Raw genomic sequence first — 14,906 nt, 5'->3', positions numbered from 1 at the left:
CATCGAACGGATGTTGCTGCAGGCAAGCTCATTGGGTGAGCGGAGTGAGAGTGCGCCGATCAGGCAGATGCTGGCGCAACAGATCAAATCCACCATTGATGCCTGTCGCCGGCGTCTGGAAAGCTGAATCCGAGCCGGCGCAACGGCGCCAGATCAGGGTTGAACGTACTCAATGCTGAGTTTCTTGAGTACAAACATGAGTATGTTTTTTTAATGGAGCAGCATGGTGAACTGTTCATTCAATGACGTGCAGTCACAATCGCTGTTCAACGTCTGAGGGGGCAGTCAGGTGTAAGTCTCGGATTTGCCTGCTGAAGCCCGTCCGGGCGCCCGCGAAGGGATCGTGTGTCTCTGCCCCTGGGGTGTCGGGATGGTCTGTTGCGGATCAACCGCGCAGGAGAGCAGGAGGCCGTATTCTCGGGGCGTCTCTGGTGATAAGGAAAGCCGGGTGGTGCAGGGCTTTGTTATCCGCACGGGACGCCTCCCGCCATGTAAAAGCCCCGGCATGCCGGGGCTTTTACATAAAGGGCCTACTTCTTGGGGGTGTCGACTTGGTCGAGCAGCTTGCCCAGCAAAGGGTGCGTGCGCTTGCTGGTGTTCTTGGCATTAGACGCTTTGCCGAACCGGTCCGGCGAAGCGGTGCGGCGCAGACCGTCACGCATTTTCACGTCTTCGAGACGCTGCAGGTCATAAAAATTGATGGGCATGGCTGCCTCCTTTTGAGGGCGCGCCAGTATGCGCGTCTTGGTACGGGCTGTCCAGCGCGGCAATGGTACGGCTTGCCTTGAAAAACAACAGCTTGGCTCAGAAGGCGGCCGGGTCGGCGGTCTTGCGCCGGCGGCTGCGCTTGCCCTGCTGCGCCAGCGCCTGGGTCCGGTACCAGGCTTCGAGGGCTTCCTCGGCATTGAGGATGTGCTGCCTGAGGAAGGCGGCGGCGCTGATGGCATCCTTCTGACGGCAGTAGGCAAGCAACTGGGTGTGTTCACGGTGTGCACGATCGTTGAACCCGGTCAGCAGGATCTGCATCCGGGTATAGCGGTCAGTGCGGTTGTGCAACTGCTCAATGATGGCCAGTGTCTGCGGGCGGCCGGCTGCGCGATAAAGAGCAAGATGGAACTGGGCGTTGAGGATGCCCCAGGCACTGATGTCTTTGTCGCGCAGCGCCACCTCGAACTGACCGAGCAGGGCTTCGGCCTGGGCCAGGTCGTCGCCGGTCTGACGGGGAATGGCCTCCAGCAGTACGTCGCACTCCAGAAGCACGCGCACCCTTAACAGTTCCACGATTTCCGGTAGCGACAGCTGGGAAACAACCGCACCGCGGTTCTCGATGATGGTGACCAGCCCTTCGGCCTCTAGCTGGCGCAGCGCCTCGCGGATCGGTACCCGACTCATGCCCAGCTGGCGCGACAGCGCCTCCTGCCGCAGCTGGCTGCCGTCGGCCCATTCCCCAGCCAGGATGCGTTGGCGGATGGCTTCGGTCGCTACGGTGGTCAGGCTTTGTGGGGTGTCGGATGCAGGGATCATCGGCTTTCTTTCGGTTGCGGCCTAACCATACCACAGCCGCGCTTGAGGCTTAACCTGCTGTCCGTCCACCGTCCACCGTCCACCGTCCACCGTCCACCGTCCACCGTCTACGGCCCTTGCCCGATGCTAGCTTCCGAGATACGCAGTTTTAACCGTGGTGTAGAACTCGATTGCGTAACGGCCCTGCTCGCGCGGTCCGTGGCTGGATGTCTTCCGCCCGCCGAAGGGGACGTGGTAGTCCACGCCCGCGGTTGGCAGGTTCACCATCACCATGCCGGCTTCAGCGTGCCGGCGAAAGTGCGTGGCCCGCGCCAGCGAACGGGTACATAGGCCGGCGGCCAGGCCGTAGGGCGTATCGTTGGCCAGCGCCAGTGCGTGCTCATAGCTTTCGGCCCGCAGCACAGCAGCCACCGGCCCGAAGATCTCTTCGCGACATAGCCGCATGTCCGGTGTGCAGTCGGCAAACAGTGCCGGGGCCTGGTAGTACCCGCGCGTGGTGCGCTTCAGGTGCTCGCCGCCGTACACCAGGCGTGCTCCTTCGGCCTGGCCGCCCGCCACGTGCGACAGGTTGTTCGCCAGCTGTGCCTCGCTGGCGACCGGGCCTATCTGCGACTCCACTGCCAAGGCATGTCCCACCCGCAGGGCGGCGGTGCGTTCGGCCAACCTCGTCACGAAGGCATCGTGGATGCTGTTGCAGACGATCAGCCGGCTGCTGGCGGTGCAGCGCTGCCCGGTGGCATAGAACGCTCCATTGAGCGCGCACTCCACCGCCTGCTCCAAGTCGGCATCATCCGCCACCACCAGCGGATTCTTGCCGCCCATTTCCAGTTGCACCTTGATGCCACGCACTGCGCACGCCTTGGCCAGGCTCTGGCCTGTGCGCTGGGAGCCGGTAAAGCTCAGCGCATCGATGCCGGCGTCCAGCATGGCTGGCCCCAAAACATGGCCACTGCCCATCACCAGGTTGAACACGCCAGCAGGCAGACCGGCACGCTGCAGGATGTCGGCTAGCGCCCAGGCCGACCCGGGAACCAGTTCGGCCGGCTTCAGTACCACGGTGTTGCCGAAGGCCAGCGCGGGGGCTGTTTTCCATGCGGGGATCGCGATCGGGAAGTTCCAGGGGGTGATCAGCCCCACTACCCCCACCGCCTCGCGGCTGACGAGAACCTCAACTCCGGGACGCACCGAGTCCATCAGTTCCCCCTGCATACGCAAGGCCTCCCCGGCAAAGAATTTGAAAATCTGTCCGGCACGCGTCACTTCACCTATGGCTTCGGGCAGGGTCTTGCCTTCCTCTCGGGCCAGGAGGGTGCCCAGCACCTGCCTGCGTGCCAGGATCTCGCTCCCTGCAGTATCCAGAATGTCCGAGCGCTGTTGCGGCGTTGTGCGTGACCAAGCAGGGAAGGCCGCCCGGGCCGCAGCCACGGCTTCGCGCATATCGTCCGGGCTGCCGCTGGCATATTCGCCCACCACGTCATCCAGATCGGAAGGGTTTTCGTTGCGGAGCGCGGTCTGGCTGTTGCGCCATATGCCATCGATGAGGTTGGAATGCATGCGAAGCTCCTGCCGGGCCAAGGCGTACGCCGTTGGCCGAAAAAACCGCCCTCCCCGCTGGGGGAGGGCAGATCAACGCAGCCGGGGTCGGCCACGAACCAGGGAAGGGATGGGTGGGTTACAGCGCCGGCAATACCGGCCGGCTGGCGAGGCCGGCCTCGATCACGGCCTGGACACGCTCGCGTTCGGTGCCCGTCAGCGGCATGCGCGGTGCCCGGACATGTTCGGTGCCCATGCCGACCATCGTTTCGGCCAACTTGAGGTTCTGCACCAGCTTCATGGAGACATCCAGATGCAGCAGGGGGGCAAACCAGCGGTAGATGCGGCGTGCTTCGTCCCAGCGGCCGGCACGGGCCAGCCTGTAGATGGCCACCGTCTCCTTCGGAAAGGCCACGACCAGGCCCGCCACCCAGCCGTCCGCCCCCATCATCAGGCTTTCCAGTGCCAGGTCGTCCACGCCACTGAAAATGGCGAAGCGGTCACCCACCGCATTGATGATGTTGGTCAGGGTGCGGATGTCGCCGCTGGACTCCTTGATGGCCACGTACTTCGGCTCGTCGGCCATCTGTGCGTACATCGCTGGGGTGATGTTGACACCGTAGGCCACCGGGTTGTTGTAGATCATGATCGGTAGGGGGCTGGCATCGGCCACGCGCTGGTAGTGGTTGAGCGTTTCGCGCTCGTCGGACACATAGCGCATGGCCGGCAGCAGCATGATTCCATCGGCGCCGGCCGCATGGGCCGCTTGGGCCAGGGCGCACGCGGCCCGAGTGCTGTCCTCCGCCACCGTCAGCAGTACCGGCTTGTCGCCGGCCACCTCCTTGGCGGCCTTCAGGATAGTGATCTTCTCCTCGGCAGTGAGGGTGGAGGCTTCCCCTAGCGAACCGCAAACGATGATGCCGTCTGCGCCGCACTCGATCTGCCAGCGGATGTGCCGGGTGGTGGCGGCCAGATCCAGGGATTCGTCCGCATTGAACTTGGTGGTGACCGCAGGGAAAACGCCAGTCCAGCGATGTGCCATGTTGGGCTCCTTAAGGGTTGGGGCGAGGGCGTGAGTCAGCCTTCATGCTAGCCATCTTTGCATTCAAAACACAAGAAATATTGTATGCAAAAAACCTGTCTGCTAGCTGTGCTAGAGGCATTCTTCAGCGCGGACCATTTTTGCAACTATGAATTAAATATTTGATATTTATAAACATAAATGCAAAATTTTGGGTTTTTGCGCTGAATCATGCTGTGGTTTTCCTGCAGGGCTACAGGTTTTTATTGTATTCAAAAATGTGGCGTCCTACAGTGAGATGAACGCAAGCCAAGGAGCGCAGCGATGGCAGTGACGGAATTTGAATGCATAGATGGCCACACCTGTGGCAACCCGGTGCGGCTGGTGACGCGCGGGGCGCCCGCACTGGAGGGCAGTACCCAGGCCGAGCGGCGGCTGGACTTCCTGGCCCGCTATGACTGGATGCGCACTGGGTTGATGTACGAGCCACGTGGCCACGCACAGATGTCCGGGGCCTTCCTGTATCCCCCCACACGGGACGACTGTGATGTGGCCGTGCTCTACATCGAAACCAGCGGCTGTCTGCCGATGTGTGGCCACGGCACCATCGGTGTGGTCACGATGGCCATCGAGCACGACCTCGTACGGCCCAACACCCCGGGCGTACTCAACCTGGAGACGCCCGCCGGCAAGGTGGTGGCGACCTACACCCAGGTTGGCCGAAAGGTCCGGACGGTCAAGCTGACCAATGTGCCTTCCTTCCTGTTCATGAGGGACGTGGAGGTGGAGATTGCCGCGCTGGGCAAGCTGACAGTGGACATCGCCTACGGCGGCAACTTCTACCCCATCGTGGAAGCGCAGCAGAACTACCGCGACATGGCCGACTACACCCCGGCACAGCTGGTGGCGATGGGCAATGAAATGCGCGACTACATCAACGCGCACTATGAAATCGTGCACCCGCTGGATGCCAATATCCGCGGCGTGCGCCATGTGCAGTGGACCGGCGCACCGAAATCCCCCGGCTCGCATGCGGCCAATGCGGTGCTGTACGGTGCGGCGGCACTGGACCGCTCGCCTTGTGGCACCGGTACCTCCGCCCGGCTGGCCCAGCGCTATGGCCGCGGCCTGATGAAAAAGGGCGACGTGCTGGTGCACGAGAGCATCATCGGCAGCCAGTTTACCGGCACCATCGAAGCCGAGACCGAAGTGGCCGGCCTGCCCGCCATCGTCCCCGGCATCCAGGGGTGGGCCATTACCACCGGCTACAACCGCATCCTGCTGGACGATGCCGACCCGTATGTGCACGGCTTCGTGGTGGGCTGATGGAGGCCATCGCTAAACCTACGATACGAGCCGGGTGCTGCGTTGCGCGGTGCTCGTTCCCTTGCTGTAACGCGGGTACAACCGCGGGCGCTGTGCTCCGGACCCCTTACGCCTTGTGCTTAATCCGCTCGCGACGGCTTTTCGAGGCCCCCTTGTCATGACGATGGACAAACATGTGATCGTGGTCGGTGCTGGCGTGGTGGGCATCGCCACCGCGCTGCAGCTGCGGCTGGCCGGTTGCCGCGTCACCCTGCTCGACCGCGGTGAACCGGCGATGGAAACCAGCTATGGCAATGCCGGCGCCTTGGCCGTCAGCGACATCATTCCGCTTGCCGAGCCGGGTGTGCTGCGCAAAGTGCCGGGTTGGATGCTGGACCCGCTCGGTCCGTTGGCGGTCCGCTGGCGTTACCTCCCACGCTTGGTACCGTGGCTGGCCCGGTTTGTGGCCGCCAGCCGTCCCGGGCGGGTAAAGCATCTGACCGCTTCGCTCAATAGCCTGCTGTCTCGGGTCAACAGTGATTATGCTCCGCTCATCGAACGGGCAGGCCTTCGCCACATGTGGCGGCGCCACGGCAACCTCACTCTGTATCGCGACGAAGCAGAGTTCAGGGCCGCCGCCGGTGCCTGGGCAGTGAAGCGGGCCCACGGTGTCGAATGGCACCTGCTCGACCGTGCCGGCTTGGAAAAGATCGCCCCGGGTCTGGACCCAGCGTGGCAAGTGGCAGTGGAGGTGCCGGCGTGGTCACACGTGGAGGACCCCTATCTCTTCAGCAAGGGGCTGTTTGATGCCTTCCTGCGTGAGGGCGGCGGGTTCATCCGCGACGAGGTAGTCTCTACCGCCAGCGCTGCGGGCCGCCTGGTCGGTGTGAATGCCCTGCAAGGCGGGCATCTGCCGGCCGATGCGGTCGTGGTGGCCTGCGGTATCTGGAGCGATCGCTTCTCCAAACAGCATCGTCTGCGCCTGCCGCTGGAGAGCGAGCGTGGTTACCACGTCACGCTGCCGCGCGCCGGTGTTCCGCTTCACCATTTCATCCAGTGCGCCAGCGAAAGCTTCGTCATCCTGCCCATGGCCGATGGTGGATTGCGCCTTGCGGGCACCGTGGAGCTGGCACACCATGATGCCCCGCCGGACTGGCGCCGCGCGCACATCCTGCTGGAGAAGGCGCGCCGCATTGTCGGCCCCTTCGATACCACCGACATGAGCCTCTGGATGGGCAACCGTCCTTCCGTCCCGGACACCCTGCCGGTGATCGGGCCCGTGCCGCAGGTGCCAGGCCTCTATCTGGCCACTGGCCACGGCCATCTGGGTCTGACCCTGGCTGCCACTACCGGAGCCTTGCTCGCCGACCTGATCTGTGGCCGCGGGCCTGCTCCCGAACTCCATTCCTGTCGTCCTGAGCGTTTCTGACCGGCCTGCGGGCCATCCTTCACATGCAGAAAGAGGAGAAAACCATGGAGAAAATCCTGAGCGGCCCCTTGGGGCTGGTGCTGGCGCTGGGCGGCATGATGGCCCCCTTTGCCATCAGTGCGGCACAGGCGGACACGGTGGTGAAGATCGGCTTTTCATCGCCGCTCTCCGGCGCCCAGGCGCACTACGGTAAAGACAACGAGAATGCCGCACGGATGGCAGTTGATGACCTCAATGCGCGTCCGCCGACGATTGCCGGCCAGAAGGTGCGCTTCGAACTGGTGTCCGAGGATGATCAGGCCGATCCCCGGGTGGGTACCCAGGTAGCGCAGCGGCTGGTGGATGCCGGGGTAAAGGCGGTGGTGGGCCCGTTCAACTCCGGTGTCGCCATTCCCACCTCTCGCATCTATGGGGAAGCCGGAATTCCGCAACTGTCGGTGGCTACCAACCCCGCCTACACCCAGTCGGGTTACCGCACAGCCTTCCGTCTGGTCGGCAGCGATAGCCAGATCGGGGGTGCGCTGGGACGCTATGCCATCACCCAGCTCAAGGCACAGCGTATTGCCGTCATCGATGACCGTACCGCCTACGGGCAGGGCATTGCGGATGAATTCCTGAAGTCCCTGCAGGGGCAGGGCCGGCAGCCGGTCAAGCGCGAGTACACCAATGACAAGGCCACCGATTTCACCGCCATCCTCACCACGCTCAAGGCGCTCAACCCGGACGTGGTGTTCTACGGCGGGGCAGATGCGCAGGCGGCGCCCATGGCGCGACAGATGAAGCGCCTGGGCCTCAATGCGCGCCTGATGGGCGGTGACATGCTCAATACCCCCACTTTCATCCAGCTGGCCGCAAGCGATGCAGCGGGCCATCTGTCGGCCACCGCCGGGGGCGTGCTTGCGGCACGGCCCGCTGGCAAGGCCTTCGAGGCACGCTACAAGGCACGCTTCCGGCAGGAAGTAGTGCTGCTGGGGCCGCAGTTCTACGACGGTGTAATGCTGGTGGCTGATGCGATGAAACGGGCCAATTCGGTCGAGCCCAGTCGCTTCCTGCCCTTGCTTGCTTCCACCCGCTACAAGGGCGTGACTGCGGACTTCGCCTTCGACGAGCGGGGCAATCTGAAACATGCCCCGGTAACCATCTCCGCGGTGGAAGGCAATACCTGGAAAGTGAAGTCGGTCGCCCAGTAACCGCAAGCTGGCGCATCAGGCCGGGGCTGCTCGCCCGGCGTCCTCTTGGCCCTCCTCCCGGAGGGCCTTTTTACGGGGTACTTGGGCCAAGCGGGACGTCCCCGGTTGCGGAAACCTGTCTGCCGAGTAGTGCAGCGACCCGCCAGCTTATCCCAAGCTGGTGCAGCGATTGAATCGCTCTATGGTCGACGCAATATTGTTTTACTTGGCAAGACTTCCCACAGTTGTTAAATTTGCTTCCGTTATCAAGTCTACTGAAAACCTAACAAAAGGTTATATATATGAAACGCACCGTACTAATGCTGGCCTTGGCCGCCCTGACCGGTTCGGCCGTGGCCGCAGACCTGCTCGACACCGTCAAGCAGCGCGGAACCCTCAAGATTGCGCTCGAAGGCACCTACCCACCGTTCAACTTCAAGGACAGCACACAGCAGCTGACCGGTTTCGAGGTGGAGCTGGGCAATGCGCTGGCCAAGCGCCTGAATGTGAAGCCGGAGTTCGTCACCGGCGAATGGAGTGGCCTGCTGGCTGGGCTGCAGTCCGGCAAGTTCGATGTGGTGATGAACCAGGTCTCCATCACCGACAAGCGCAAGGAGGTGTTCGACTTCAGCCAGCCTTACACTGTGTCCAGCGCCCAGCTTATCGTACGCAAGAACGAAACCCGCAGCTTCCGCAATCTTGATGATCTGAAGGGCAAGAAGCTCGGGGTGGGGCAGGGCAGCAACTATGCCGATATGGCCAAGGCCGTGTCGGGCATTGAGGTCAAGACCTACCCGGGCGCGCCAGAATACCTGCAGGATCTGGCTACGGGGCGCATTGATGCGGCGCTGAACGATAGCCTGCTGATTCCGTTCGCGATCAAGGAGGCCAAGCTGCCGCTGAAGGCGGGCAGCCCGGTGGGCGGTACCACCGAGATGGGTATTCCTTTCGCCAAGAACAATCCCAAGTTCAAGGCCGCCTTGGACAAAGCGCTCACCGATCTGAAGGCCGACGGCACTTTCCGTAAGATTTCGGTGAAGTGGTTCGGTATCGACGTCTCGCGCACGCCGGCCGCCAAGAAATAACCTTCCGCCCGTCTTCCGGTACACTGCGCCCGTCGGCCTCCGTGGCCACCGGTGAGGCCGCCGGATGCACGGGTGTGGTCGCGCCCCTGCCTGTTGCAGGGGCGTTTTGCTTGAAAGAGTTGCATGGACGCCTGGATCGATCTTTTCCGCACCGCCTGGCCGGTGCTGCTGCAGGGGACGCTCTATACCCTGATGTTTGCCGTGATCTCGATGGTACTGGGACTGGCACTCGGCTTTCTGGTGGCCCTGGTGCGCGTTGCACGCGTGCCGGCACTGGCGCAGCTGGCTGCCTTCTACGTCAGTGCCATGCGCGGCACGCCGCTGCTGGTGCAGATTTTCGTGATCTACTATGGGCTGCCCGGCATCGGCATCGAGTTCGACCCGGTCACAGCGGGGGTACTGGCTCTGACGCTCAACGTCGGTGCTTATCTGTCAGAAAGCATGCGTGGCGGGATCGCCGGGGTCGACCGAGGCCAGTGGGATGCCGGCCTATCGCTGGGGTTGGGGTGGTGGCAGACCATGCGTTTCGTAGTGGCCCCGCAGGCGCTACGGCTGGCGGTGCCCAGCCTGTCCAACAGCCTGATCTCGCTGATCAAGGACACCTCTCTGGTCTCGGTCATCACCGTCACCGAACTCATGCTGGCCACCAAGGAGGTGATTGCACAGACCTTCCAGCCCCTGCCGCTCTATCTGGCCGCCGCCGCCATCTACTGGGTGCTGAGCGCGAGCTTCGAGCAGGTGCAGAGGCGGGTGGAGGCAAGGCTCAACCTGTCCTACCGCCGGTAAACGCCGGAAAGCAGAACGCCCCGCAAAGCGGGGCGTTCCTCATTGACCAGCCGGCGTAACCCTGGTCAGGCGTGGTGATACATGCCTTCGATCAGGCTGGCGAAGCGTTCGGCGATCACCTTACGGCGCAGCTTGAGCGTGGGCGCAAGCTCCCCTGCATCCACACACCACGGTCGGTCCAGCAGGCTGAACTTCTTGATGTGCTCCCAGCTGCCGAAATGGCGATTGATACGCTTGATCTCGCGGTCGATCAGCTCGACGATGCGTGGATGGCGCGTCATTTCGCTGTCAGTGGTGTAGGCGATCCCGTGCTCGCGGCACCAAGTGCGTACCTGCTCGAACAGCGGCACGATCAGCGCGGCGGCGAACTTCTGGCCGTCGCCCACCACCATGATCTGGTCGATGAACGCCGATTCCTTCAGCTTGTTCTCCAGGGCCTGGGGCGCGATGTACTTGCCGTTGCTGGTCTTGAACATTTCCTTCTTGCGGTCGGTGATACGCAGCGCGCCGTGTTCGATCACGCCGATGTCACCGGTATGCAGCCAGCCGTTGCGGATCACTTCGGCGGTGAGTTCCTGCTCCTTGTAATAGCCGGCCATCACGTTGGGGCCGCGCACCAGAATTTCTCCATCGTCCGCTAGCCGCACCTCCACGCCCGGCATTGGCACCCCCACCGAGCCGATGCGCACCCGCGCCGGGTCGAACAGGTTGGCCGAAATCACCGGAGAGGCCTCGGTCATCCCGTAGCCTTCGCTCACCATCACGCCGGCTGCCCAGAACAGCCGGGCCAGGCGCGGCTGCAGGGCAGCAGAGCCGACATTCACCCAGCGCAGGCGTCCGCCCATGGCGGCGTGCCACTTGCGGTATACCAGACGCCAGGCAATGGCGTGCTGCAGGGCTTCCATCGGGGGTAGCATCCGGCCCGGTTCGTAGCGTTCCGCGCGGGTCAGCGCCCATTCATACACCCGGCGTCGCCAGCCACGCAGGTCACGCGTCTTGGCCGTCAGCTTTTCGTACACCTTCTCCAGCACGCGCGGCACCGCGCTGAAGGTATGGGGGCGTACCTCGGCCAGGGCTGAGGACAGCTGTTCCACACTGGCGAAGTACACGCCGCTGCCGGTGTGCAGGTAATACAGCACGCCAATACGCTCGAACACATGCGACATCGGCAGGAAAGACAAGGCACGGCAGCGGCCCGGGGGCAGCCGGGTATGCTCGGCTACAGCCATCACGTTGCTGACCACATTCCGATGGGTCAGCATCACCCCCTTGGGGCGGCCGGTAGTGCCAGAGGTGTAGATCAGTGTGAACACGTCGTCCGGCTGCACTGCCTCGCGCCGTGTCGCCAAGGCGGCGCGATCACCGGACTGGCCCGTAGCAACGAGGTCCTGCAGGCTGGGGGCGGTGTCGTCAAAGGCGGTCAGGGTATACACCGGGCAGCCGCTGCCTTCCAGGGCCGCGCGCAGCTTGCCAAGCAGGGCTGGGCTACCGGCAAAGGCCAGCTTGACCTCTGCGTGCGCGAGGATATAGCGTGCATCCTCGACGGTAGAGGTCGGATACAACGGTACGCTGACCGCGCCGATCTGCTGCAGGGCCCAGTCCAGCACAGCCCACTCGATCGAGTTGTCGCCGGCGATTGCCACCGGATCGCCGGCGCCGATGCCGGCGGCCATCAATCCCAGGCTGACCGCTTCCACCCGCGTGACCACCTCGGCGGTGGACAACGAGGTCCAGCCCTTGCCTTCCTTGGCCGAAAGGCAGTCGGGGCGTGGAGCGGAAAGATGCTGCTGGAACAGGAAATCGAAAGCGCGAACGGGCTTCATTCGTACGGTCGTTTGAATGCGAAGGCCCGCACCATATCGGCAATGCCCGGCGCTGTAAAGTGGGTTTTTTTCCGTTTGTTGCCTGAAATCAAGCGTGCTAGCTGTGCCCATGCCACCAGGCGGACGCAGCCGGCAGCCCCGATGAAACCGACATGTCCGCGCGCGGCGCGGGCGTCAGGAGAGTATCGCAATGAAGTTTGCAACCCGCGCCATCCATGGTGGTTACGATCCCCATGATCACAACCGTTCGGTGATGCCACCGCTTTATCAGACTTCGGTGTTCGCCCACGATCATGTGGGGGAGGCTTTGCCCTATTCGTATGCCCGCACTGGTACACCGACCCGGGCGGCATTGGAGGCGTGCCTGGCCGGAATCGAGAACGCTCGGTACGGGCTGGCGTTCTCGAGCGGCATGGCGGCGATCGACGCTGTGATGCGTGCCACCCTCAAGCCCGGAGACGAGGTGATCGCGGTGGCGGATCTGTATGGCGGCGCCTACCGGCTGCTGACGCGGGTGCTGGCGCCGGCAGGCATCACAGTGCGGTTTGCCGATCTCTCGGACCCCGGCGCGCTGCCGGGCCTCCTTGGGGCGCAGACCCGGCTGCTCTGGCTGGAGTCGCCCACCAACCCGCTTCTGGGCATCGTGGACATTGCGGCACTGTCTGCTGCAGCCCGGGCCCGAGGCATCCCGGTGGCAGTGGATAACACCTTCGCCACGCCATATCTGCAGAACCCGATCGACTTGGGGGCCGACATTGTCGTGCATTCGGCCACCAAATATCTGGGCGGACATTCGGATGTGCTGCTGGGGCTGGTGGCCGTCAGCAACGAAGCCCTGTATCGCGAGATCCGCTTCATCCAGAACGCCAGCGGCGCCGTACCCGGCCCGCAGGACTGCGCCTTGGTGCTGCGCGGCATCAAGACGCTTCACCTGCGCATGGAGCGGCATTGCGACAACGCCGAGCGCGTGGCGGCCTTCCTCTGCGGCCACCCGGCCGTGGCCCAGGTATTCTTCCCGGGGCTACCCCAGCACCCGGGCCATGCACTGGCCGCCCGCCAGATGCGTCGCTTCGGCGGCATCGTCTCAATCTATCTGGCGGACGACAGCCGCGCCGCTGCCAGCCGGGTGGCCGAGCGGTTGCAGCTCTTTGCCTTGGCCGAATCGCTGGGGGGGGTGGAATCGCTCGTCAACCATTCGGCCACCATGTCGCACGGCTCACTGCCTGCGGAGGAAAAGCTCCGGCTCGGTATCCGCGAGGGCTTGCTGCGGCTTTCCATCGGGGTAGAAGACATCGACGACATTCTTGCCGACCTGGCGCAGGCGCTGCAGCCGTAGACGGCCTAGCGGGCGCTGCGTTTGCCTGTAGCGTAAAAAATGCTGGTAAGGCGCTGCATGCCGAACCTGTTAGCGTAGGGTTTAAGATTGCTGGGTATTGCTGCTGGGTTTGCTTGATGTCTTTAAAGTTAAGCCTGTCAACTGTTTTCATGTTTCGAGGGTAATGGGCACGGGGGTTGCTGAGTACAGGGTGTGCTGCCGTGAGGCTCGACAGTCAGGAAATCCCTGACCTTTCCTCCCCGGCAGCCAGGGCAACCGGCAGGGTTCCTGCCGCAACCGATACCGAAAGGAAACAGCGATGAACCGTACTGACAACAACCGCAACAACGACCAGAAGAGCAACCGTGGTTTTGCTTCGATGGATGAAGACAAGCAACGCGAGATTGCCAGCCAGGGCGGCCGCGCTGCCCACGAGAAAGGCACTGCTCACGAGTTCACCTCGGAAGAAGCACGCGAAGCCGGCCGCAAGGGCGGTGAAGCTGTAAGCCGTGACCGCGAGCACATGGCCGAAATCGGTCGCAAGGGTGGCCAAAACAGCCATGGCGGCCAGAGCGCCAGCGGCAACAACAATGACGACGACAACATGCGTGGCGGCAGCCGCGAGCAGCATGCTGAAGCCGGCCGTCAGAGCCACAAGAACCAGCACTAAGTCTGGTCAGGTCGTTCTTTGAAATACGGGGAGCCTTGGAGCTCCCCGTTTTCATGCCTGTCGTCCACCGGCCTGAGAGCGCCCTGTGCGATGATCAGGTTTTCGGACTGCCGGAGGCGTCATGTCTTCCTGTACGCATTCAAACCGCTGGAGCCGCATCCTCGACAGCCTGCGCCTGCCACTGGTACAAGCCCCGATGGCCGGGGGGGCCACGCCCCCGGCGCTGGTGGCTGCCGTGAGCGAAGCAGGAGGCTTGGGCAGCCTGGCCGGTGCACTGCTGTCCCCGGATCGGCTGGAGGCGGACGTGGCCGCCATCCGTAGCCGTACCCCTGCGCCGTTTGCCGTCAACCTGTTCATCCTGCCGTCCGTCTCCGAGGTAGACGATCAGGCGGTAGAGGTGGCCCTACGTCACTTGGCACCGTTGCATGTGGCGTTGGGCTTGCCCCCGCCCGCCGTGCCGTCCCGCTGGTGTGAGGATTTCGCTGCCCAGTTTGAGACCGTGCTGCGTCTGGCGCCGCCGGTGGCGAGCTTCACCTTCGGGGTGCTGACCCCAGCACAGGTGCACCTTTTGCACGAGGCAGATTGCTGCGTGGTGGGTACGGCCACGTCCTTGGAAGAGGGGGAGGCATGGGTAGCCGCGGGCGCCGATGCGGTCTGTGCGCAGGGCGTAGAGGCAGGGGGGCACCGTGGCGGGTTTCTCGGGGAAGATGCAAATCTGGGTACCTTGGCTCTGGCCCGCTTGCTTGTGCAGCGTCTGCCGGTGCCAGTGATTGCCTCCGGCGGCATCATGGACGGAGCGGGCATGGCAGCGGCCCTGGCGCTGAATGCGTCCGCCTGCCAGCTCGGTACCGCATTCCTGCGTTGCCCGGAGTGTGGCATCGCGCCTGCCTGGAAGGCCGCGCTGGCCACGGCCGATGCCAGCAGCACCCGCCTGACACGGGCCTTCTCCGGCCGCTGGGCACGTGGGCTGGAGAACGATTACATGCGACGCATGGCCCCGGTGCAGGCCGACCTACCGGCCTATCCGGTGATGAATGCGCTGACCGGCGCGCTGCGGGCCGAGGCTACCCGTCAAGGCAACACGGCCTGCATGTCCCTGTGGGCCGGGCAAGGCGTGGCCCTCGGGCGTGCCCTGCCGGTAGCCGAACTGGTGGCTACGTTGGCCGAAGAACTGGCGACGGCCGGCCAGGCGCTCGCCGGGGGCGGCAAGGGTAGGCTGAATCGGGTATTATCCGACTAAATTAGT

The 14,906-nt window shown here is 63.7% G+C and carries 13 protein-coding genes; 8 read left to right on the top strand and 5 right to left on the bottom strand.

The genetic code is table 11. The features are described from left to right. Positions 1-530 precede the first annotated feature (530 nt). From EV669_RS14045 to EV669_RS06840, 4 genes are all read right to left on the bottom strand, one after another. The gene (locus EV669_RS14045) at positions 531-707 is read right to left on the bottom strand and encodes a hypothetical protein (RefSeq protein WP_156340743.1); all 177 of its coding nucleotides are present in this window, start codon (positions 705-707) and stop codon (positions 531-533) included. Positions 708-804: 97 nt separating this feature from the next. Continuing rightward, positions 805-1,524 (bottom strand): GntR family transcriptional regulator, encoded by a 720-nt coding sequence (locus EV669_RS06850; protein ID WP_083460600.1) that lies wholly within the window; start codon positions 1,522-1,524, stop codon positions 805-807. Between the two features lie 126 nt (positions 1,525-1,650). Beyond that, the gene (locus EV669_RS06845) at positions 1,651-3,078 is read right to left on the bottom strand and encodes an aldehyde dehydrogenase family protein (RefSeq protein ID WP_132098225.1); all 1,428 of its coding nucleotides are present in this window, start codon (positions 3,076-3,078) and stop codon (positions 1,651-1,653) included. Between the two features lie 118 nt (positions 3,079-3,196). Beyond that, entirely contained in the window at positions 3,197-4,099 is a 903-nt protein-coding gene (locus EV669_RS06840) for a dihydrodipicolinate synthase family protein (RefSeq protein ID WP_055433226.1), read from the bottom strand. Positions 4,100-4,402: 303 nt separating this feature from the next. On the opposite strand from EV669_RS06840, the gene EV669_RS06835 reads away from it, so the two are divergent. The 5 genes from EV669_RS06835 to EV669_RS06815 all read left to right on the top strand — a co-directional run bounded on the left by EV669_RS06835 (position 4,403) and on the right by EV669_RS06815 (position 9,852). Then, entirely contained in the window at positions 4,403-5,404 is a 1,002-nt protein-coding gene (locus EV669_RS06835) for a 4-hydroxyproline epimerase (protein ID WP_132098224.1), read from the top strand. A gap of 157 nt (positions 5,405-5,561) precedes the next feature. Beyond that, positions 5,562-6,812, top strand: coding sequence for an NAD(P)/FAD-dependent oxidoreductase (locus tag EV669_RS06830; RefSeq protein WP_132098223.1), 1,251 nt, complete (start codon positions 5,562-5,564; stop codon positions 6,810-6,812). Positions 6,813-6,856: 44 nt separating this feature from the next. Further along, the gene (locus EV669_RS06825; protein ID WP_054286764.1) at positions 6,857-8,002 is read left to right on the top strand and encodes a branched-chain amino acid ABC transporter substrate-binding protein; all 1,146 of its coding nucleotides are present in this window, start codon (positions 6,857-6,859) and stop codon (positions 8,000-8,002) included. 281 nt (positions 8,003-8,283) lie between these two features. Next, complete coding sequence (locus EV669_RS06820) at positions 8,284-9,066, top strand: cystine ABC transporter substrate-binding protein (RefSeq protein WP_054286744.1); 783 nt, start codon at positions 8,284-8,286, stop codon at positions 9,064-9,066. 123 nt (positions 9,067-9,189) lie between these two features. Beyond that, positions 9,190-9,852 carry an amino acid ABC transporter permease gene (locus EV669_RS06815; protein ID WP_054286743.1) on the top strand — a complete coding sequence of 221 codons (663 nt, stop codon included), beginning with the start codon at positions 9,190-9,192 and terminating at the stop codon, positions 9,850-9,852. 65 nt (positions 9,853-9,917) lie between these two features. Here the strand turns inward: EV669_RS06815 and EV669_RS06810 are convergent, their stop codons facing one another. Then, positions 9,918-11,675: an AMP-dependent synthetase/ligase gene (locus EV669_RS06810; RefSeq protein WP_132098222.1), complete on the bottom strand. Its 1,758-nt coding sequence runs from the start codon at positions 11,673-11,675 to the stop codon at positions 9,918-9,920. Positions 11,676-11,865: 190 nt separating this feature from the next. On the opposite strand from EV669_RS06810, the gene EV669_RS06805 reads away from it, so the two are divergent. The 3 genes from EV669_RS06805 to EV669_RS06795 all read left to right on the top strand — a co-directional run bounded on the left by EV669_RS06805 (position 11,866) and on the right by EV669_RS06795 (position 14,900). Continuing rightward, entirely contained in the window at positions 11,866-13,011 is a 1,146-nt protein-coding gene (locus tag EV669_RS06805; protein ID WP_132098221.1) for a trans-sulfuration enzyme family protein, read from the top strand. A gap of 298 nt (positions 13,012-13,309) precedes the next feature. Next, on the top strand, positions 13,310-13,660 hold the full coding sequence (locus tag EV669_RS06800; RefSeq protein ID WP_054286740.1) for a KGG domain-containing protein: 351 nt from the start codon (positions 13,310-13,312) through the stop codon (positions 13,658-13,660). A 121-nt stretch (positions 13,661-13,781) separates the two neighbouring features. Further along, positions 13,782-14,900 (top strand): NAD(P)H-dependent flavin oxidoreductase, encoded by a 1,119-nt coding sequence (locus EV669_RS06795; protein ID WP_132098220.1) that lies wholly within the window; start codon positions 13,782-13,784, stop codon positions 14,898-14,900. The last annotated feature ends 6 nt before the right edge of the window (positions 14,901-14,906 follow it).

Source organism: Gulbenkiania mobilis, from assembly GCA_004346645.1.
In the GTDB taxonomy this organism is placed as follows: Bacteria; Pseudomonadota; Gammaproteobacteria; order Burkholderiales; family Chromobacteriaceae; genus Gulbenkiania; species Gulbenkiania mobilis.
The sequence above is the reverse complement of the archived record's forward strand: the minus strand, read 5'-3'. Positions and strand labels throughout refer to the sequence as shown.

Excerpts from the sequence above, each read along its gene's own strand:
- EV669_RS06800 (WP_054286740.1), top strand. The coding sequence starts at position 13,310 with ATGAACCGTACTGACAACAACCGCAACAACGACCAGAAGAGCAACCGT.
- EV669_RS06820 (WP_054286744.1), top strand. The coding sequence starts at position 8,284 with ATGAAACGCACCGTACTAATGCTGGCCTTGGCCGCCCTGACCGGTTCG.
- EV669_RS06850 (WP_083460600.1), bottom strand. The coding sequence starts at position 1,524 with ATGATCCCTGCATCCGACACCCCACAAAGCCTGACCACCGTAGCGACC.
- EV669_RS06840 (WP_055433226.1), bottom strand. The coding sequence starts at position 4,099 with ATGGCACATCGCTGGACTGGCGTTTTCCCTGCGGTCACCACCAAGTTC.
- EV669_RS06815 (WP_054286743.1), top strand. The coding sequence starts at position 9,190 with ATGGACGCCTGGATCGATCTTTTCCGCACCGCCTGGCCGGTGCTGCTG.
- EV669_RS06810 (WP_132098222.1), bottom strand. The coding sequence starts at position 11,675 with ATGAAGCCCGTTCGCGCTTTCGATTTCCTGTTCCAGCAGCATCTTTCC.
- EV669_RS06830 (WP_132098223.1), top strand. The coding sequence starts at position 5,562 with ATGACGATGGACAAACATGTGATCGTGGTCGGTGCTGGCGTGGTGGGC.
- EV669_RS14045 (WP_156340743.1), bottom strand. The coding sequence starts at position 707 with ATGCCCATCAATTTTTATGACCTGCAGCGTCTCGAAGACGTGAAAATG.
- EV669_RS06845 (WP_132098225.1), bottom strand. The coding sequence starts at position 3,078 with ATGCATTCCAACCTCATCGATGGCATATGGCGCAACAGCCAGACCGCG.
- EV669_RS06825 (WP_054286764.1), top strand. The coding sequence starts at position 6,857 with ATGGAGAAAATCCTGAGCGGCCCCTTGGGGCTGGTGCTGGCGCTGGGC.
- EV669_RS06835 (WP_132098224.1), top strand. The coding sequence starts at position 4,403 with ATGGCAGTGACGGAATTTGAATGCATAGATGGCCACACCTGTGGCAAC.
- EV669_RS06805 (WP_132098221.1), top strand. The coding sequence starts at position 11,866 with ATGAAGTTTGCAACCCGCGCCATCCATGGTGGTTACGATCCCCATGAT.
- EV669_RS06795 (WP_132098220.1), top strand. The coding sequence starts at position 13,782 with ATGTCTTCCTGTACGCATTCAAACCGCTGGAGCCGCATCCTCGACAGC.